The 18,636-nt window shown below is 68.6% G+C and carries 15 protein-coding genes and 4 pseudogenes; 4 read left to right on the forward strand and 15 right to left on the reverse strand.

The features are described from left to right. Positions 1-186: 186 nt before the first annotated feature. The 6 genes from ACNPQM_RS23085 to ACNPQM_RS23110 all read right to left on the reverse strand — a co-directional run bounded on the left by ACNPQM_RS23085 (position 187) and on the right by ACNPQM_RS23110 (position 5,984). Positions 187-1,059 carry a class I SAM-dependent methyltransferase gene (locus ACNPQM_RS23085; RefSeq protein WP_418085550.1) on the reverse strand — a complete coding sequence of 291 codons (873 nt, stop codon included), beginning with the start codon at positions 1,057-1,059 and terminating at the stop codon, positions 187-189. 240 nt (positions 1,060-1,299) lie between these two features. After that, a complete protein-coding gene (locus tag ACNPQM_RS23090) occupies positions 1,300-1,641 on the reverse strand; it encodes a thioredoxin family protein (RefSeq protein WP_418085551.1) in 342 nt (113 codons plus the stop codon). Positions 1,642-1,819: 178 nt separating this feature from the next. After that, positions 1,820-2,794, reverse strand: a complete 975-nt coding sequence (locus ACNPQM_RS23095; RefSeq protein WP_418085552.1) for an NAD(P)/FAD-dependent oxidoreductase — start codon at positions 2,792-2,794, stop codon at positions 1,820-1,822. 382 nt (positions 2,795-3,176) lie between these two features. After that, positions 3,177-3,791: a TetR/AcrR family transcriptional regulator gene (locus ACNPQM_RS23100; RefSeq protein ID WP_358862225.1), complete on the reverse strand. Its 615-nt coding sequence runs from the start codon at positions 3,789-3,791 to the stop codon at positions 3,177-3,179. Beyond that, entirely contained in the window at positions 3,788-4,885 is a 1,098-nt protein-coding gene (locus tag ACNPQM_RS23105; RefSeq protein ID WP_418085553.1) for a saccharopine dehydrogenase, read from the reverse strand. Before ACNPQM_RS23105 ends, ACNPQM_RS23100 begins: the two co-directional genes overlap by 4 nt. Before the next feature lie 265 nt (positions 4,886-5,150). Next, positions 5,151-5,984: a TetR/AcrR family transcriptional regulator gene (locus tag ACNPQM_RS23110; RefSeq protein WP_418085554.1), complete on the reverse strand. Its 834-nt coding sequence runs from the start codon at positions 5,982-5,984 to the stop codon at positions 5,151-5,153. 206 nt (positions 5,985-6,190) lie between these two features. Here ACNPQM_RS23110 and ACNPQM_RS23115 point away from each other — a divergent pair, with 206 nt between their 5' ends. Beyond that, entirely contained in the window at positions 6,191-7,789 is a 1,599-nt protein-coding gene (locus tag ACNPQM_RS23115; RefSeq protein ID WP_418085555.1) for an MFS transporter, read from the forward strand. Between the two features lie 106 nt (positions 7,790-7,895). Here the strand turns inward: ACNPQM_RS23115 and ACNPQM_RS23120 are convergent, their stop codons facing one another. From ACNPQM_RS23120 to ACNPQM_RS23140, 5 genes are all read right to left on the reverse strand, one after another. Continuing rightward, entirely contained in the window at positions 7,896-8,657 is a 762-nt protein-coding gene (locus tag ACNPQM_RS23120) for an aminoglycoside adenylyltransferase family protein (protein WP_418085556.1), read from the reverse strand. A 139-nt stretch (positions 8,658-8,796) separates the two neighbouring features. Then, on the reverse strand, positions 8,797-11,250 hold the full coding sequence (locus tag ACNPQM_RS23125; RefSeq protein ID WP_418085557.1) for a beta-N-acetylglucosaminidase domain-containing protein: 2,454 nt from the start codon (positions 11,248-11,250) through the stop codon (positions 8,797-8,799). 155 nt (positions 11,251-11,405) lie between these two features. Next, positions 11,406-11,621: a hypothetical protein gene (locus ACNPQM_RS23130; protein WP_418085558.1), complete on the reverse strand. Its 216-nt coding sequence runs from the start codon at positions 11,619-11,621 to the stop codon at positions 11,406-11,408. 104 nt (positions 11,622-11,725) lie between these two features. Then, positions 11,726-12,595, reverse strand: coding sequence for a hypothetical protein (locus tag ACNPQM_RS23135; protein WP_418085559.1), 870 nt, complete (start codon positions 12,593-12,595; stop codon positions 11,726-11,728). Continuing rightward, positions 12,592-13,392 carry a MerR family transcriptional regulator gene (locus tag ACNPQM_RS23140; protein ID WP_418085560.1) on the reverse strand — a complete coding sequence of 267 codons (801 nt, stop codon included), beginning with the start codon at positions 13,390-13,392 and terminating at the stop codon, positions 12,592-12,594. The genes ACNPQM_RS23135 and ACNPQM_RS23140 overlap by 4 nt, the downstream gene beginning before the upstream one ends. Positions 13,393-13,507: 115 nt before the next feature. On the opposite strand from ACNPQM_RS23140, the gene ACNPQM_RS23145 reads away from it, so the two are divergent. Beyond that, a complete protein-coding gene (locus ACNPQM_RS23145) occupies positions 13,508-14,278 on the forward strand; it encodes a class I SAM-dependent methyltransferase (RefSeq protein WP_418085561.1) in 771 nt (256 codons plus the stop codon). Positions 14,279-14,285: 7 nt separating this feature from the next. On the opposite strand, the pseudogene ACNPQM_RS23150 reads toward ACNPQM_RS23145, so the two are convergent. The 4 genes and pseudogenes from ACNPQM_RS23150 to ACNPQM_RS23165 all read right to left on the reverse strand — a co-directional run. Continuing rightward, a pseudogene (locus tag ACNPQM_RS23150) lies at positions 14,286-14,555 on the reverse strand (transposase); the annotation flags it as partial. 261 nt (positions 14,556-14,816) lie between these two features. Beyond that, complete coding sequence (locus tag ACNPQM_RS23155) at positions 14,817-15,467, reverse strand: phosphotransferase (protein WP_418085562.1); 651 nt, start codon at positions 15,465-15,467, stop codon at positions 14,817-14,819. Between the two features lie 78 nt (positions 15,468-15,545). Continuing rightward, positions 15,546-15,829, reverse strand: a pseudogene (locus ACNPQM_RS23160) (IS5/IS1182 family transposase); the annotation flags it as partial. Between the two features lie 11 nt (positions 15,830-15,840). Next, on the reverse strand, positions 15,841-16,470 hold the full coding sequence (locus ACNPQM_RS23165; RefSeq protein ID WP_418085563.1) for a TetR/AcrR family transcriptional regulator: 630 nt from the start codon (positions 16,468-16,470) through the stop codon (positions 15,841-15,843). A gap of 48 nt (positions 16,471-16,518) precedes the next feature. Here ACNPQM_RS23165 and ACNPQM_RS23170 point away from each other — a divergent pair. Beyond that, positions 16,519-17,282 (forward strand): annotated as a pseudogene (locus ACNPQM_RS23170) (SDR family NAD(P)-dependent oxidoreductase). A gap of 148 nt (positions 17,283-17,430) precedes the next feature. Continuing rightward, a pseudogene (locus ACNPQM_RS23175) lies at positions 17,431-18,623 on the forward strand (hypothetical protein). Positions 18,624-18,636: the final 13 nt, after the last annotated feature.

Consider the following 18,636-nt stretch of genomic DNA (forward strand, 5'->3'; position numbering starts at 1 on the left):
GAGGACACGGCGAGCGGCCGGGCGGGCACTGGATCAAGGGTGCGGGACGACGAGGATCAACTCCCGGCTGGTCTCCCAGACACCGACCCCCAACCAGCTCCTCGTCCCATTCCCTCTGGTCACACAACGGTCTGGCCTCGCGCCGGACCGGGCGAGGCCAGACCCTGAAACGTTCTCAGTGACCTTCTAGGCGGTACAGAAGCGGGCGGTGTGGACAGTGGTGGCGGTGAGGTAGAAGGCGTCTGGGCGCCAGAGGATGCCGGTGGGGGCGTCAGCATGCAGGAGGGCATCCAGGGCCGCGCGGTCCTCGTCGTTCAAGTGCTCGCCGAACTGGTCGCGTTGCCGGGCGAGACGGGTGCGCAGGTACTCGCGAGCCGGGAGTGCGAGTGGGGCCGGCAGGTCGGTGAGAAAGGTGCGCGTGCCGGTGGGGACGAGACCGGCCCGGGCCAGCATGGCGGGCCAGTCCTCGACCTCGTCGACGAAGCCCGGGAGTTCGGCGCGCATGGTGGTGAAGCCGTCCTCACTGCCGGCGTCCAGGCGGGCCTGGAGTCCGGGGCGGCCCACGCCGATGTCACGGGGGAGGAAGCGTACGGGCAGGCCGCGTCCGGCCACGGCGAGCAGCCCGCCGGGGCGCAGGGGGGCGGCGAGGGCTGTCAATGCCGCCTGCTGGTCGCCGAGATGATGGACGGTGTTGGCGGACCAGATCAGATCGGCCGTGCCGATCCTGCCGAACTCGCCGGGGAGGTCGGCCTGTTGGGTGGTGATACGACCGGACGAACGCGTGCGGGCCCGCTCCAGCAGGGCAGGAGACTGATCGACGGCGACCACCTCGGCGTCCGGGAAGGCGTCGGCAAGCAGGCTGGCGACTACGCCCGGCCCACTGCCGACGTCGAGTACACGCCTCACGTCGGCGCCGCCCAGCAGATCGCGCAGCCAGTTCGCGGCCCGGGTGAGCGCGGGAGTGTGCAGTTCGGCCTCGCGTTCCAGATGGGAGCAGAGAGCGTCCCAGTCGATGTCGTGGGCGTGCTCATGGGTATGGCGGCGAACGTGGTGGTGCATGAGGTACTCCGATCCGGAGGAGGTGGCTGAGGTCTGTCCGGCAGATCGAGGCGCACGAAACCGGAGGTCGGCTGTCGGCGCAGGTGAGCGAGGTCTGGTACGCCCATCTGGGCGCCACACACGATGTCCTGATCCTGATGCGAGTCCGTGGTTCCTCCAGTCCCAGAAGTGCGGACGGCGGGCATCACGCACTCAACCCGCGACCTCCGTCGCGCCGGAATGCGTGACGCCCGCCGGGGCTCAGCGAAGGAAGGGGCCGAGATTTCTTTCCAGGAGAGGTTGGGGTACGGCACCCGTCCACGCCTTCACAGGGGCGCCGTCGGCGTAGACCACGAAAGCGGGGATCGAGGAGACTCCGTGCCGGTCCGCCAGTCCGGGCTCCTCATCGACGTTGATCTTGACGACGTCCAGAACGCCCGCACGCTCGGCAGCCACCTCTTCGACGATGGGAGTGACCCTGATACACGGCCCGCACCAAGGTGCCCAGAACTGGATCAGGACGGGCCGTTTCGCTTGCAGTACGCGGACGGGAAACGTCTGCTCGGTGACACTGTCCACGGGACCCCTGCGCTTTGCTGCCATGGTGAAACTCTCCTTGTCGATGTGTTCGTCAACGAGTACCCCGACGCCAGGGACGATCTGACTGCGGAGATCGACGCACGGCCCCTGGAACAGGCTCGTTCGACCAGCTGGACGGCCGGGCTCCTCGTGGGGGCAGTACGGGCTGCCACGACGGCATCGCCCATGGCCTGCCGGGCCGTCATGTCAGGGCAGCCGTGGCGCGGTGCCGTGCGGCGGCGTGCTCCACGTCCTCGTGGAGCAGGTCGGTGTTGATGGCGAACGCGGCGGTGGAGCCCATGCCGGCGGCGGCGATGACCTGGGCGCGTGGGTCGACGACATTTCCGACAGCCCATACCCCGGGCACGCTGGTGCGGCCGGTCCGGTCCGTCACCACCCAGCCCTGGTCGTCCTTGGCGCAGCCGAGCAGAGCCAGGAGGTCGTCGCGCGGTGCGGGCCGGGGAAACAGGAAAACTGCGGTCCGGGGAATCACCCTGCCGTCGGTGAGCTCGATGCCGCGCAGGCGGTCGTCGTCGACGACGAGCCGCACGGCCCTGCCCTCCACGATCCTCACGCCGAACGCCTCCAGTTGTTCCCGCTCCTGCGGGGAGAGTTCGATGGCGTGCGTGAGGAGGATGATGTCCTCGCTCCACTGACGGAGCAGCAGAGCTTGGTGCACAGCCCCCGGGTGTGTGCCGAGGACGGCAAGGGGCTGGTCACGGACCTCGTAGGCATGGCAGTACGGGCAGTGCAGAAGGTCCTTGCCCCAACGCTCCCGGACGCCGGGGAGGTCGGGCAGTTCGTCGCGCAGCCCGGTGGCGACCAGAAGACGGCGGGCCCCGATCACGGGGCCGCCCTCCAGGCGCACGTCGTAGCCGGGCTCGATATGTTCCACCCGGCCTCGGACGATATCGACTCCGTAGCGGTCGATCTCGGCCCGCCCCAGGTCGAGCAGGGTCGCCGGGGGCAGGCCATCACGGGACAGGAAACCGTGCATGTGCGCGGCAGGTGCGTTACGCGGCTCGCCGGCATCGATCACCACCACCCTGCGGCGGGCCCGCCCCAGCAGGAGCGCGGCACTCAGGCCGGATGCTCCGGCACCGATCACCACCACGTCATGGACCTCGTCACCAGTCGGCGCCGCGCCGTCGTGCGTATTCACCGTCGTCTTGATCACTACGATCACCTCCGGCCCCCAAAGTGCTCCACCGCCGCATCACGAGCAACTTCTGTTGCCATTTCCGGGACGGTCGGATCGAAAGGGGCTCAGGGGCGAGCAATATCCCGTCGCCGCCACACTCGCCCAGGCCGGCGCGCGGCGCCGCCGGATCCGCACGCAGCGTTGGCGTCCGGCTACTTCCCGGCCCCGAGCCGGGAGCGGCCCTCCCGGCCGTGCTCCTGGTCGGCCTGGCCCGGCCGGGAACGGTGCAGCATCCCGGCCGATTCACCGCGCGTCAGCGGCATCGACCGCATGCCGCCCGCCTCCGGGGGCACTTCAGCCGGCCGATGGCAGTCGGGCCGTCAGACGCCGGTACCGCCCCGCTCTTCCGAGAACTCTGTCAGTCGAGCAGAGCGGTGGCCGTATTGATGAGTTCCGCGTCGGCTTCATCGGTGCGGTGGGCGGCGATGCCGGACCGGAAGAGGGATGCCCCTTCGATCAGCACGGTGAAAACCCTTGCCCGCGCCCGGCAGACAGCGTCGGAGAGGGTTGGGTTGCAGGCGCGGATAAGCCCGGCCACGTGCTCCTGGTAATCGCTGTAAAAGGTGCGCATGACCGCCGCGACGGCTTCGTCACGGCCCGCCAGAGCCCACAACTCGGCGTAGACCCGAACGAGTCGCGGATCATCGTGCTCGGCCAGAAGCTGACGAATCAGCCCCTCCGTGTCCGGCGGGGTGTGCGCGGCCGCGTCGGTGAACAATGGGGCCAGTCTGTCGAGGGAACGGTCCAGGGTGCGGCGCAGGACGGCGGCGATCAACTCCGTGCGGGAGGGGAAGTAATACTGCACGTGCCCCAGACGGGTCTGTGCCGTGGCCGCCACTGCCCGCATGGTCAGGTCACCGTGCCCGGACTCGAAGAGGATCTTCTCGGCGGCGTCCAGAAGCGCGGCACGCCGCTGGGCGCCCTTGGCCGTGGCGGGCGTGCGCCTGTCCTGTTCCGAGGATCGATCGCTCATGCCGCTCTGCCCTCCGCCTGTTCGTCGCGCACGGCCCTGCGCACAACCAGGTCGACGCCCTGCGCTGCGAGGTCCGACGGCACGCTCTGCGGACTCGGGAACTGTTCGGGGAAGACCACGCCGCTCGGTGCGGGGGCACCGTCTTCGCCGCGTACCCTACGCAGCCCCATCAGGGCGCCCAGTGCGGTCAGATGCGCCTGCCCGGCCTGATCGGTCACAGTCGCGGAGAGGGTGTCTCCCTCGTGAGTGACGTCGATGCGGAGTTGGGCCGTGCCGCCCTCGCCCGGTGCGTACAGCAGTCCGCGGCGCGCGCCGGTGAAGCGCTCGCCGCGGCCCCAGCGGAAGAACCCGAGCCGCTTGGCGGCCAGCAGAGCTGCCGTGGATGCGGGCGAACTGAATCCGATCCGGGTTGTCGCGGTCCGGGCGGCGAGGGTGAGAGGAAGGGTGAACTGCTCGGGGGTGTCGATCCTGGCGACTCGGGTGAGCGACTCCCCGATACGGACGCGGCGGACGTCGCTCAGCGGCATGACCGTGCGCCGCTGCCCGTCCCGCACCACCTCGTAGTCCAGTCCGAGGCGGTCCATGAATTCCACCGAGTCCGCGCCCGCCCGGTCGGCGAGGTCCCAGCGAATGGCCACGTCGACCGTGTCCGCACCGCCGAGCCGGTCGCCGAGGAAGGCGGCGACGAGGCTGGTCACACCGCCCATCCACGCGGAGGACAGCAGTACCGGCGCGGTCGGGCCTGCCAGTGCCGCGATGGTGGCCGCGCGCTGCAACCGCGTGGTCCAGCGCGTGACGTCCACGAACGGAACCCCGCCGCCGATCGCGGCGCACAGGACCCGGTCGTCCGGATCGTTCACGACGCTGACAACCGCACTGACCCGCGCCCGGAAAGGTGCCGGGTCCGCCAGGTCCCAGGTGCGCAGTTCCGCGCCCGTCTCATCCGCCAGTCGCTGTCCGCGCCGCACGGTCCGCCCCGTGAGCACCAGCGGCCATGACGGGGCCGCCATCCGTGCCAGCTCCGCGCCGACCGTGCCGTATCCGCCGACCAGGAGCACAGGTCCGTCGGCGTCAAAGGAGAGTTCGTCGTTCATGGAATCGAATATAGGTCAGGTGACCAAAAAATGCTGCGCGAGGGTGCGCCCAGGCGTCAGGGCGGCCGAGGATCCCCGTGCAACTACCGCAGTCCCGCGAGACGCTTCAGGGGTTGTGCAGCCCTCCGGATCCAGCCGGTCACCCGTCTCGTCGCGCAGCCGGGTCAGATGCCCGACGCGCGCCGCGCTCTCCGCGCGGCACCTCCATCGGCATCGCCACACTGCTTCTGGCGACCGGCGTCCCGGTCTCCGGGCAGCACGAAGCTCAGGCGTCGATGCCCCGTCGCGTGAGATCGGCTGCGATGCCGTCCAGGACACCGGCAAGACCTGAGGCGAACAAGGCATCGAGGTCCCAGGGTTCGGCGCCCGCGCGCATCGCACGGGCGAGCCGGGGATACGCCCCGGGTTCGTACAGCGGGTCCTGTACCTGGCCTGAGGCTTTCGTCCCCTGCTTCGCCGCGCTCTTCGACTGCCGCTCCGCCTCCGCATCGCTGACGAGGATCAGCGCCACGCCTTGCACGTAGGAGGCGAACATGAACATGTACCGGAAGGCGTCGGCGGGTTCAAGGTCGAGCCCGTCGAACGAGGAGAAGGCGCTTTCGCTGTCCGCCGCGAGAGCCGGGCTGAAATACGCGCGGGTCGTCACCATGACCCTCGGCAGGATCCACGGGTGGCGGTGGTAAAGCTCCCAGTCGCGGTACGCGGCGCGTTCGAGGCCGTGACGCCAGTTCCGCGGCGGTGAGTCGGGCAGCGGCACGTCGGTCATCGCGGCTTCCACCATCAGGGTCACCAGATCGTCCTTGGACGCCACATGCCGGTACAGGGACATCGTGCCGGTGCCCAGCTCCATGGCGACCCGGCGCATCGACAGCGCGTCGAGCCCCTCCGCGTCCGCGACGACGATCCCGGCCCGCACGATGCGCTCGACGGTGAGATGTCGCGCGCCGTCGTCGCTCTCCGGGGCGCCGGCCGGCGTTTCCGCCCTGCGCGCCCGATAGGCCCTCGCCTGGCACGCACGGGAACAGTAGAGCCTCGGCCGCCCCCGGTCTGCGGGCTCCAGCACCCTTCCGCACGACGCACATGCCAGCTGCACAGACATCAACGAACTCCTTTTCGTCACACCTCAGTGGTGTGTCGAAATTCTAGCCCGCCGACACGAGCGCATGCACAGCCCAAGATAAATAGGCACGTCAAAAAGCCATTGTTTCGCTTCGGCGTGCGTGCGTACTCTGCACGCGTCGTTGCGTACAAAGTACGCATCCGGGTGGCTGAGTCCATCCGGACCTGCACAGCCCAGGAGAGGGCATGACTGAAGAAAAGAAAAAAGCCGGAGCCGGGGAGTGGGTCGGTCTCGCCGTCCTGGTGCTGCCCTGCCTACTGGCGTCCATGGACATGTCCGTCATGTTCATCACGCTCCCGTCCCTGTCGGCCGACCTGGGTCCGAGCAGTTCCGAGCAACTATGGATCATGGACGCCTACGGCTTCCTCCTCGCCGGCCTGCTCATCACGATGGGGACACTCGGTGACCGCTTCGGGCGGCGGAGGGTGCTGCTCACGGGCGCCGCGGCCTTCGGCGCCGCCTCGGTCCTGGCGGCCTGCTCGACCAGCCCCGAGACACTCATCGCGGCCCGCGTGCTCCTGGGCATTGCCGGAGCCACGCTGGCCCCCTCCACCCTTTCCCTGATCCGGAGCATGTTCCACGACACCGCACAGCGGGCCACCGCAGTCGGCATCTGGACAGCGGGCTTCGCGGGCGGCGCCGTGCTCGGCCCGATCATCGGCGGGCTGCTCCTGGAGCACTTCTGGTGGGGATCGGTCTTCCTGGTCAACGTGCCGGTGATGGTCCTGCTGCTGATCCTCGGCCCGCTCCTGCTCACCGAACACCGCGACCCCGAGCCGGGCCGGTTCGACCTGCTCGGCGCGGCCATGTCCCTCGTGGCCGTGCTCGGCGTCATCTACGGCATCAAGGCACTGGCGGAACACGGCTTCGGGTGGATCCCCCTGACGTGCTGTGCCGCCGGACTCGCTGTGGGAGCGGCATTCCTCCGCCGCCAGCACGGGGCCGCGAACCCGGTGATCGACATGATGCTGTTCCGCACGCGCCGGTTCAACGTGCCCCTGCTCATCGACGCGCTGGCGACGTTCGGACTGGTCGGCTTCAGCCTGTTCAACTGGCAGTTCATGCAACTCGTCCTGGGCATGGGCCCGTTGGAGTCGGCCCTATGGTCCTTGCCCACCTTCCTCGTGATGCCGCTGGGTATCGCGCTGGCCACCGCGCTCGCCCCCCGCATCGGTAAACACAATGTGATCGCCGCCGGGCTGCTCGTGGCGACTGCCGGCTACGTCATGCTCGCCCTGCTCCAGGCCGATTCGGGAATCGTCCACCTCGTCAGCGGCATGACCGTCGTCTCGATCGGCATCGGCGCCGCCTCCGCAGTCGTCACCGAGGTGATCCTGTCCGCCGCACCACCGGAGCGGGCCGGGGCGGCCTCAGCCCTGGCCGAGACCTCTGCCGAGTTCGGCGGGGCGCTGGGCATCGCGCTCCTGGGCAGCATCGGCACCGCTGTCTACCGTTCGGAACTGGCGGTCAGCGCTCCTGACGGCCTGACGTCCAAGGAGCTGGAGGCGGCCAGGAGCACACTCGGCGGCGCCGTCGAGACCGCCGCTGCCCTCCCGAGGGGCACCGCCGAATCCCTGCGGAACGCGGCCTTCGACGCCTTCGCCCGAGAGGCCAGGATCGCCTCGGTGGTCAGTGCCGTCCTGATGACGGGCGCGGCAGTCCTCATCGCGACCCTGCTCCGCACCGCACGCAAACGACCCGGGCCCAAGGCTCCCCAATCCGCAGCGGAGCACCATGACGGGGACCGGGCGGGGGACCTGCACTCCCGGGCAACTTCGTCCTGAGCCCGGAGGGTGAGCCGTACGCCGGTGGAGACAGGGCTGGTGGTGGAGGTGCCGGCCAGGACGGGCCACTCAGCCCGTTCCGGCCATACGTACAGCACATAGAGGTTCACGCCCGTTGGCGCAGGTGGTCGATGTGGGCAAGCACGTCGTTCACGTGCGGTCGCACCTGCGCCTTCAATCCCTCGCTCCAGACTTCGTCCTGATAGTGGCAGGTGAGGTACAAGTGCCTGGCGTGCTCCAGGACGGGGCGGTGTTTCGGGGGTAGGTGGGCCATGGCCCAGTCGGCGGCAGCGTCCTTGGTTTTGATCTCGCCCGTGGCGAGGGTGGTCCAGATGCGGGCGAGGGTCAGCAGGACGTTGCGGGTGTCGTCGTCCAGGTCGGCGAGAAGTTCGGGGATTCCTTCAACGCTCGCCGGCACGAGATCGGTGTGCGGCACCGGGTCCAGGAGCTCGGCGGGAGGCGGCCCGGTCAGGGGGTGGTCGCCTGCCAGGACCACCGTGAGAACCAAGGCCAGATCCGGCATCGGGCCGGGCCGCGGAGGCCTGCCCGTCTCGAATTCGTCGCGCAGCCACTCTCCGTAGAGGAAGTCTCCGATCGGCGGGGTCCGCCAGGGGCGGACCTCGGACTGGACTACGACAGTGAGTTCAACCGGCCGGACGGTGTGCGTGAGGCCGGAGATCTCCAACAAGCCCTCGAGAAGCGCCCGCCGCTTCCGCTCGTCAAGACTCCGCCGCGTGACGGCCAGGATGTCCAGGTCGCTGGCCGGGGCAAGACCCCCGAGCACGGCGGAGCCGTGGAGATACGTCCCCAGGAGCTCCGGCCCCACGACGTCGCGGACGAGGCCGACGGTCTGTTCCAGCTGATCCATCACGTCAGTGTCGGACACGCCCGTCGGACCGACAACCGCCACCCCACCACAGTCGCCCGCCGGCACCGGCATGCAGCCGCCCCGTCAGGGCGGCCGCATGCGGGCCGGGCAGTGGGTGGCAAGGCGGTGTCAGCCCTGGTCAGCCCTGTTTCACACGGCCGAGGACCTCGACCTCGGCCATGTTGAGTTCCACAGGATTCTTACCGGCGAGCCACACCCGTACATAACGCCCCCGGGCGTTGGTGTCGATGGTGGTGGGGCTGCCGGCCTGGGCGGTCTCGTGCTGGCTCCAGACGTCCGGCTTGCCGAGCTGGTCCGCGAGCGTGCCGGAGAAGGGCTGGTCGGAGACCAGGACGTAGTAGTCCTTCGTCCTGTCGGCGCAGCAGTCCGTCCGGTTGTAGATCTTGATCTTCTCGAGGTCGGCGCTGGTGCCGAGGTCCACCTGCCACCACGGCTGTGCTTCCCGGCCACTGGTGGTGGAGAAGTTGAAGCGGTCGCCGTCGACGGCCTTGTCGGCACTGAACGGAAAGGCGCCGCCCCAGTCGTAGTCGGAGATCTGGGTCGCCTTCTTGCCCCTGGCGAGTTCACGCAGGGGCGGCAGGCCCATCGACTCGTCGTGGAGGATCTCCACGCGTGCGACGAAGTCCTCGACGAACGGATCGCCGATCTTCACCGGGCCGTGCTGGTGGTGCTCGGCCGGGTCGACCATGATCTGCGATGCCTCTGCGGCGAGGGAGTCCATGGCCTTGCGTTCACTGGCCGCCTCGGCCGTCTTGCCGGCGTCGATCGCGGCGAGCGCGTTCAGGCCGTGCTCCATTGCCCGGCCCCACAGTTCCGTGGCGTCCAGCCAGCGGGAGGCGTCGGAGAGGAACAGCTTGTCGGGGACGCCCTCGCGGATGACGGCCGGTGCCTGCGTCACCGCGCGGACGGAGGGGCGGAAACCGTTGATCGCGGATCGCTCATCGGTTCCGTACGCCTTCCAGAACCGCTCCAGCTCGGCACTGAACAGCGGGGCCTGGGGCTGCCAGAGTTCGGAGCCGAAGGTCGGGGCCGCGTGGTTGAGGTCGACGAACACCTGCACCGCGTCGGCCGTACGCGCGTCACCCGCGGCGAGGTGGAGGGCGGCCTGGCGCCCGGAGCGGTCGCGGTCGTAGCCCCGGTCGTTCCACGAGAAGTCCGACATCGTGAAGACCGCGAGCTTGCTGGCGGCCTCCTGGTTCATCGGATTGGAGACGATGCCGCTGAGGTGGTCGGACAGTCCCGACTCACGCTTGTCGTACGGCGCCAGCAGCAGTCGCCCGGCGGTCCGACCGAAGTCGTTGACCGGGTAGTTGTCCCACACGAAGACCTTGCGGCCGAAGAGTTCGGCGGCCTTGGACGCCTGGGCGTTGGTGATCTCCCGCGGCACCACGTCCGTCCCGGTCCACATCACCTGAACCTCGGGGGCGAGCGTGGCACGGAGTTCCTGCTTGTACGCGGTGTCGGTCAGGTCGCCGTACTCCGTGGGCACCATCTGCAGCGGGTTGGCCCCGGGCCGCTCGGCGATGAAGTCGTGCTGCACCGTGTTCAGCAGGCTCACCTGGGCGCGGGCCGCCGCGCCGCGGCCAGGCGCGCCGAACTTCCGCGCGTCCGCGTCGCAGTTCCAGCGGGTATAGCTGATGTCGTCCAGGGGGATGGAGAACGACCGTACGCCTGCGTCGTACATCGCCTGCATCTTGTCGGTCAGCGCCTTGGTGTCGGCGTCGTCGGAATAGCAGATGGATGCGCCGGGTGAGACGGCGAAGGTGAAGCGGACGTGGTCGGCCCGGGCGCGGTCGATCAGTTCGCTCAGTTCGGCGAGCTTGGCCTGCGGGTAGGGATCGCGCCACTTGTCCCGGTGGTAGGGGTCGTCCTTCGGTGCGTAGACGTAGGTGTTGGACTTCATCTCGCCGAGGAAGTCCATGTGGTCCAGGCGCTCTTGTGCGGTCCACGGCGGGCCGTAGAAGCCCTCGATGGTGCCGCGCAGCGGCATCGACGGGTAGTCGCTGACCTGAGTGCCCGCCACCTTCCAGTCGTCGCCCACGCGCTGGAAGAGCTGGCGCAGCGTCTGCACGGCGTAGAACTGGCCCGTGGTGTCCGTGCCCCCCAGGGCGATCTCGGGATGCGACTGCCGGCCCGTGACCCGCAGGGCGTAGCCCTCGGCGTGGCCGGGCACGGCGGTGTCACCGAGCGCCTTGGCAATGTCCGGGCGGTCGGCCGGCCCCAGCCTGACGGTGAGCAGTCCGTCGGACGCCGGCGGGACGCTGTCGGGGGAAACGTTGTCGACACGCGCGGCGCCATGCTTCCTCAGCTCGCGGACGAGGCGGTCGCGGGCGGCGGCGTCCGTCTGCGCGTCCGCGACGACGAGTACCCGGCCAGTGACGGCCGCGTCGTTGCCCGAGCGGGAGATGGACTGCGGTATCGGGGAGACGGTCGGCAGGGGGCGGGTGCCCGCCGGGGCCGCGCGCGCTCCCGTGGTTTCCGCTGCCTGTGCTCCAACTCCGGGGGTGAGCACCCCGAGCGTCATACAGCCGGCTATGGCTATCACGCCGAAGGCTGTTCTACGCCTTCTCATCAGACCCTCCATGTGGTCTAGACCACTTTTGACCTTAAGAGGCTACTGGTCCCACTCGGTTCACTGTCAAGACATTCGACCCGTCGACTGCTGCAGGGGCTCGCGCCGCACCTCGGGCAACAGGGGCCGACCGGGGAGAAACCGGGCGTCCCGGCTCAGCCACGCCCGCCGGTCGCGGGTGCTGTTCCCACCCGGGCCACGGCCTCGTCCCGGAACGCCTCCAGGGTGGCGAACGGACGGGGCGAGCCACACGTCTGCTTCCCGGTCACCTCGCGCGCGTACTTGCGGCCGACGTCGAGCAGTAACGAACGCTCGGTCAGGTACGACCAGTCGACGATCCGTCCGGCGGCTTCGCCTTCACCTACGTCCACATGCTCGACTTCAAACTGATGCCCAGGCCGAAGAACATCAGCTCAGCGAAGCGGTACCGGCTGGCCGCCGGGGAGGCCACTCGTGCAGATCCCAGCCACGTCGGCTACTGGCCCGAGGTGGTGAGGGAGCCAGGGGAAGACCTACCGCCTGCCCTCAGCGCTGCGACCGCGGACACGGGGTCGTCCGCGTAGAAGCGGAAGGCGCGGGCCTCGGCATGCTTGCCAAGGACGCGTAGGTACCGCACCGGCTCGGTGAGCTCGACGGTGACCGTCGTCATGCCGGCCACAGCCACGTCGGCCATGCCACTCTCATCCGGGGCGGCCAGTTTGCCATCCGGAAAATTCCGGTCCAGACGGACCGAGGCTATGCGGTCGACCGGGATGCGGATGTCCAGCAGAGCGCCATAGCGCAGGCGCAGCGAGCCATCGGCCCCGATCACATGCGGGCGTACCACGCAGGACGCATGCAGGGCGAGAAGGAAGTAGCAGCCCCAGATGTCGAGGACGAGCATGGCGCCGTGCACCACCGGCCAGGGGATCAGGTAAGCGAGGGCGACCGTCTCGACGATGCAGACGAAGAGCAAGCCGTACATGGTCGCCGCCTGGCCCGGCGCGTACGGAACGGGGTGGTCGCCACCGCGTACGCCGTGCGAGCCGCGGCGGGCTACCCAGCGCAAGAAGCTGGTCGCGAGGGTGATCTCGTGGCTGATCAGCTTGCGCACGGATGCCGGGACGCTGTCAGCGATCGCGGCCAGGAATGCGGAGTGACGGTGGACACCCTCGCGGCGGTGCCGCCGGTAGTCGAAGAGAAGCAGTGCGGTCACCCCGGCCAAGAACGCAAGCACCGCCAGTTCCACCGCCAGCCATGCGGCCGGGGCTACTCGCATCCCGCCAACCACACATATGAAGACCAGGAGTTCGCATGGTGCGAGCGCAGCGAAGCCCCAGCGCAGTGCCTTTCGCAGCGCCTTCACCCGGCACGCTCCCTGAGCAGCTCGATGGCGCGGCGCACGGCTGCCGCCTGGGCAGGAGTGAATTCCGCGAAGAGGGCGTCCGCGAAACCGCGCTCCTCGCCCGATCCACCCTTGCCGTCCGCAGGGATCATCGCCTGCGCCGCCTCGTCCGGGATGCTCTCGACGATGGCCCGGGCGGTCTCCTCCACACGTGGGTCGTCCTCGGCTGCCTCGGCCAGTGCGTCCATCTGGTCGTACACCGCGTAAGCACGCCGCATGGCCTCGGCGTCGGCACTCAGACTCTGCCCCATGGCGTAGAGCCAGCTGCGGTCGCCGCCCGGCGAACCGGTCTCCAGCAGTGCCAGCAGCTCCCGCTCCTTGGCCGCCATCGCAGGCTCCGGTCCTGGCAACCGCGCTGATGCGCGGGCCATGTCGTCGAAGAGGGCGGCGAGCTCGGGAGAGACCGGGGCCTCGACGGGCAACCGCCCGGTCTGCCCGGCCTGCTCGAGCAGTTGGGCCAGGCGGACGCGGCGCTGCCGGATGGACGCCTCCTGGCGGGCCAGGTCGGCGTCCAGCTCGGCAAGGATTTCGACAAGATCTTTGCCCTCGTCGTCCGCCAGAACGTCCTTCACTTCCTCCAGGCTCAGGCCGAGCTCGGTCAGACGGCGGATGCGGGCCAGTTCGACGGCGTCGCGCAGCGTGTACTCGCGGTATCCGTTGGGCTGACGCGGCGGCTCAGGCAGCAGCCCGATGCGGTGGTAGTGCCGTACGGCGCGGGTGGTGATGCCGACGACGCCGGCGAGCTCTCCGATTCGCATGACACCAGTAGAAACGTTGTCGCTGCGACAAGGTCAAGCGGTTCCATTCACGGCAGCAGACGACCTTGGCAGTACAAGGCAGGGTGATTGGAGCTCACTAGCCTAGGCTGCGGCGATGGAACGCGTAACCGACGTGCCCGAGAGCTTTGCCCAGTCTGCAGATCGGGACCAGGCGAACAATTACGACAGTTTCGCCGAGGCATACTCGGCGGAGAACGAGAACAACCTCGTGAATGCTTACTACGAGCGGCCCGCAATGTTGGCCCTCGCCGGATATGTAGTCGGTCGTCAGATCCTGGACGCGGGTTGCGGCTCGGGCCCCCTGACCGCTGCACTTCGCGACCGCGGTGCCGTCGTCACTGGCATCGATGCCAGCGCGGGGATGGTGGAGTTGGCCAGGCGGCGGCTCGGTGACAACGTGGCCCTGTGCGTGGCGGACCTGAGGTACCGCCTGCCGTTCGCCGACGGTGCGTTCGACGACGTGGTCGCATCGCTAGTGCTGCACTATCTGGAGGACTGGGGGCCGACGCTAGCCGAGTTGCGGCGAGTACTCAGGCCCGGCGGTCGGCTGATTGTGTCAGTGGACCACCCTTTCGTGGCCTACACGCATCAGGATCCTCGGCCCAACTACTTCGCGACCACCAGCTATGGCATCGACTGGACGTTCAACGGACAGTCCGTTCCAATGAGGCTCTGGCGCAAGCCAATGCACGCCATGGCCGAATCCTTCACCACCGCCGGATTCCGATTTTCCGCCATCAGTGAACCGCAGCCAGACCCGGCCGCGCGTGAGCTGTTCCCGGACGGCTTCCATGACCTTTCGAGCCAACCCTGTTTCCTCTTCTTCGTCCTTGAGGCACCGTCGTCGGCTATCGGCACGCCCTAGTGCCGCATTAGGCAACGTTCGCCCTGTTCACGACCTCGCGGAGGCGTTCGTCGGCGGCGTGCTTGTTCCGCCAGTTGATGTGACGGCGAATCATGCTGCCCTGCTCCTCGTGGCTGATGTGGTCGGTGCCGTCGAGCGCGAAGTAACGCAAGGCGGTGAACTGGGCCTCGATCCGGTTGAGCCAGGAACTGTTGGTCGGGGTGTAGGCGATCTCCACGTTGTTGGCCGCCACCCACGTCGCGACCCGCTGGCATCGCTTCGTCGTCAGGTGTGGTGAATCTGCGCTCCCTGCACCTGATGGACGGACCCGGTCCGGGCTGGTGACCGTCACCTCGGCGATCTTCCCTGCTGGCATGCCCTGTGCGGGTGACAGCAGCATCTGGGCCCGCCGTCAGGTCACCTTCGAGCCGGCACCTCTGCGGATGATCCGCAGCAACCGTCTGCCCTCATCGTCATCAATCTCCCCCACCCACACACGCTCAACCACGGACAAGCAGCCTGACCGATGCACCCGACCCGCGCCAGGCCCCCGGGCAAGTCAGACAGCAGCACGCTTCCGCAACCAGGCTGCCTCTGTGGTAGTGAGATTCGGGTCGGCCAGCTTGGCTTGGACCGCCTCTTGGACCCGCGGAGTGGGATCAGCTCCACAGCCGCCCTGGATGGCTCGCAAAAGCAGGCCCCGACCCAAACGAGCGGCGAGACCGGGGACATCGGCGCTGCCAACGGTCACAATGGTCATCGCCACATCGGCAGCGGGATCACCAGCGCCCGCATTGCTCCAGTCGATCACCACGGGGCCGCGCCCGGTCAAAATGACGTTACCCGGATGCAAGTCCAAGTGCAGCACACGGTCATCACCTGTAGTACCGAACCGCTGAGGCAGCCATGCTGGGGCCGACAGCCCATGGAGCCGATCTAGGAGGCCGCCCAACATCCGACCGAGGTCGCGCAACCGCCACGGGTGCTGCGCCAACGCCTCCAGCATCGTCGGTCCGGTCAGCCGCTCAAGAACCATGCCTGTATCGGTGACCTCGTACACCTTCGGCACCGGATACCCACACTCGGCCAGATGGGCCATCAAGCGCGGCTCCAGGTCGGTTTGCCGTCCATCGTGCCGATAGCGTCGCAGAACCCTGGACTCATCCAGGGCAAACACATCAGCGTCCCGCCCCTGTGCGATCAACTCCATGTCGAGCAGTCTGTCTTGGCGACTCATCACCTGCCAACAGGGCGAACGTTGACTGCTACGGCACTGGCCAGTCGCAAATCACGAGCGGAGCCAGAGTCGGATCAAGGCGACGATGACGGTGCCGTGAAAGATGTAGGCGCATTTGTCGAACCTCGTGGCCACGGCTCGGAAGTTCTTCAGGGCGTTGATTGTCCGCTCTACTTCGATCCTGCGCTTGTAGATCCGCTTGTTGAAGCCGACGGGTCGGCCGCCCTTGCTGCCACGGGTCGTCGGTTGGCCCGCTGGTTCTTCGGCTCGGGGATGGTGTGCTTGATCTGGCGTCGTCTCAAGTAGCGCCGGTCGCGGCGGGACGAGTACGCCTTCGGGAAGAAGCTCAAAGACCTGCACGAGCAACGACGTCGTGGCCGAAGGACGCGGCGAGCGCCCGCGCGATCAGGTCGGGCAGCTTCGACCGCCCGTCGTCATCGGCCCAGCGCGTCAGCGCTGTATGCATCGCGGCCAGGCAGGCGCCGGTCGCCGCCTGTGCGCGGAACGCGGCCTCGGGATCGGTCGCGTCGTCCCCGAGAGCATCGACAACAGCCTGTTGCAGCGCGTACTGACCGTCCAGGTGCCGGGCCCGCAGCGCGGGCGTCGAGACCATGAGCCGGAGGCAGTCCAGCAAGAACCGCTCGTTCGCCGCCGGTTCGCCCCCGTCGCCGCCGGTCAATGCCGTGGCCGCCTCGACGAGTGCGCCGCCGACGCGGTGCACCAGGGGGTGGGTCGGGGACGACGCGGCGACCCGCTCGGCGATGAGCAATGCAGGCTGGTCCACAAGGACGAGGTCCTCCTTGGTGGGGAAGTGCCGGTACACGGTCATTGCCGAGACTCGGGCGGCATCGGCGACGTCGGCCACCGTCACGGCGTCGTAGCCGCGGTCGGTGAACAGTCGTACCGCGTGCGCCTGGATCGCGCGCCGCGTCTCGGATCGCTGCCGCTCTCGCAGGGTCGGTTTCCGCTCATTCATATGGTAGACACTATCTCAATGTTAGTTACTAACAGATGGGGTGGCGGCATGAATGGTCTGGCCGGCAGGACGGCTCTGGTGACAGGTGCGTCGCGCGGCATCGGGCAGGCGATCGCAGCCCGGCTCGCGACTGAAGGCGCCACAGTCATCGTGCACTTCGGCACGGACGAGAGCGGGGCTGCGGCGACAGTCGAGGGGATAGAACGCGCCGGTGGGACCGCCCTCGCCGTCCAAGCTGAACTGGGCGTGGACGGCGATGTCGAGACGCTCTTCGCCGGGGTCGAGGCCGGCTTGGCCGGTCGGCCGCTCGACATCCTCGTCAACAACGCGGCAGCCTCGCCGGCCGGCCCGCTCGGCGCGACGACGCGGGCGGAGTTCGACCACCTGTTCGCGGTGAACGTGCGAGCGCCGTACTTCATCATCGAGCACGCGCTGCCCCTGCTGCGCGACGGCGGCCGGGTCATCACGATCTCGTCGGTGGCGACCCGGATGGCCAATCCGGCCCAGACTTCCTTCGCCATGACGAAGGCCGCGGTCGAGACGATGAGCAGAACCCTCGCCACCAACTGGGTCCGCGAGGGATCACGGTGAACGCGGTCGCTCCCGGAGCCACCAGGACGGCGGCCAACGGAGCCGTTTTCGACGTGCCGGGCCTCTCTGAACAGATCGCCGGTATGACGGCGCTCGACCGGCTGGGCGGTCCCGACGATGTCGCCGACGTGGTCGCCTTCCTCGCCTCCGACGCCGCCCGCTGGATCACCGGTCAGATCGTCGATGCGAGCGGGGGCCTGTTCCTCGGCCCACGCGTCTGACCAACGAGGGCGACGCGACGGCCAAAGAGGACTGCACCGAACTCAAGCCCCGGCAGGCCCCGCGTCGTCCTCATCAGGTCGGTGCTCCCAGTCGGCTGCTCGTTGGGTCGGGTGGCAGGTGTCCGGTCTTGCGGGAGGGGGTGACGCGGTGGGCGGGATGCGGAAGTTGGCCGTGCCCTTCGTGGTGCCCGGGCCTTGCGGGGTGGCGATCCGGGTCCGACTGGGGCACCTCACCCCCCCACGACGAGGAAGTCCTGCGCGCGGTCGGCGAGCACCAGGGTGCGCTGGCTTCCGGTGATCTCAAGGCTCGCGGTGCGGACGGTCTGGAGCACGGTGCGGACACGTGGGCGTCGCGTAAGCGGGAGCTGACGGCATTGTCGTCGTCGCGGATCGCGGGTGCGATCACCAAGGCCACGCATGATCAGTGGGCGCTCGCGCGCCGTTGCCAGGCGGCGCACATCCAGACACTGGCGGCCGGGATCAGGACGCTGCATCCACCTCGACGTGGACCGTGGCCGTTGGTACCTCACCGCGTCCTGGCAGCGCCCCGTCGTGAAGACCATCCCGTTGGAAGCCGCTCGCGCCCGGGGCATGATCGGTGTCGACACGAACGCCGATCACTTCGCCGCCTACCGGCTCGACCGGCACGGCAACCCCATCGGAGACCCGCGCCGCTTCGGCTTCGACCTGTCCGGGACCGCCAGTCACCGCGATGCACAGATCCGCCACGCGCTGACCCGCCTGATCAACTGGGCCAGGCAGGTCGGTGTCGCCGCGATCGGCATCGAAGACCTCGACTTCGCCGCCGAGAAGACCCGGGAGAAGCATGGCCGCAGGAAGCGGTTCCGGCAGCTCATCTCCGGCATCCCGACCGGGAAACTCAAGGCCCGGCTCGTCTCCATGGCCGCCGAACACGGCCTGAGCATTGTCGCGGTCGATCCCGCCTACACCTCCCAGTGGGGTGCGCAGCACTGGCAGAAACCGCTGGCCACCCCGCACCGCACCATGTCCCGTCACGATGCCGCAGGTATCGCGATCGGACGACGCGCCCTCGGGCACCCGGTCCGGGATGGGGTATCCCCTGCTCGAACGGAGTTGAGAGCTTGGGGAAGGACGGCACCGCCCCCGCACGACCGGAGTGATCGTGCGGGGCATCGGACCGTCCAGGCCGGACCAGGCACCCGGGGGCGCGAGGGAACCCGCCCACCCACAACGGACCATGCCCCAGGAGGCGTGCCGCCGAACGGGACGCGAAAGCGGGAACCCAGCGCATCCAACACCGTTCGGGATGCGCCCAGTACGCAGCAGTGGGTCCAGGACTCACTCACGCACACTGGCTAGGAACGGTTGTTGT

The sequence above is a fragment of the Streptomyces sp. NPDC056231 genome, assembly GCF_048270745.1.
Lineage (GTDB): Bacteria > Actinomycetota > Actinomycetes > Streptomycetales > Streptomycetaceae > Streptomyces.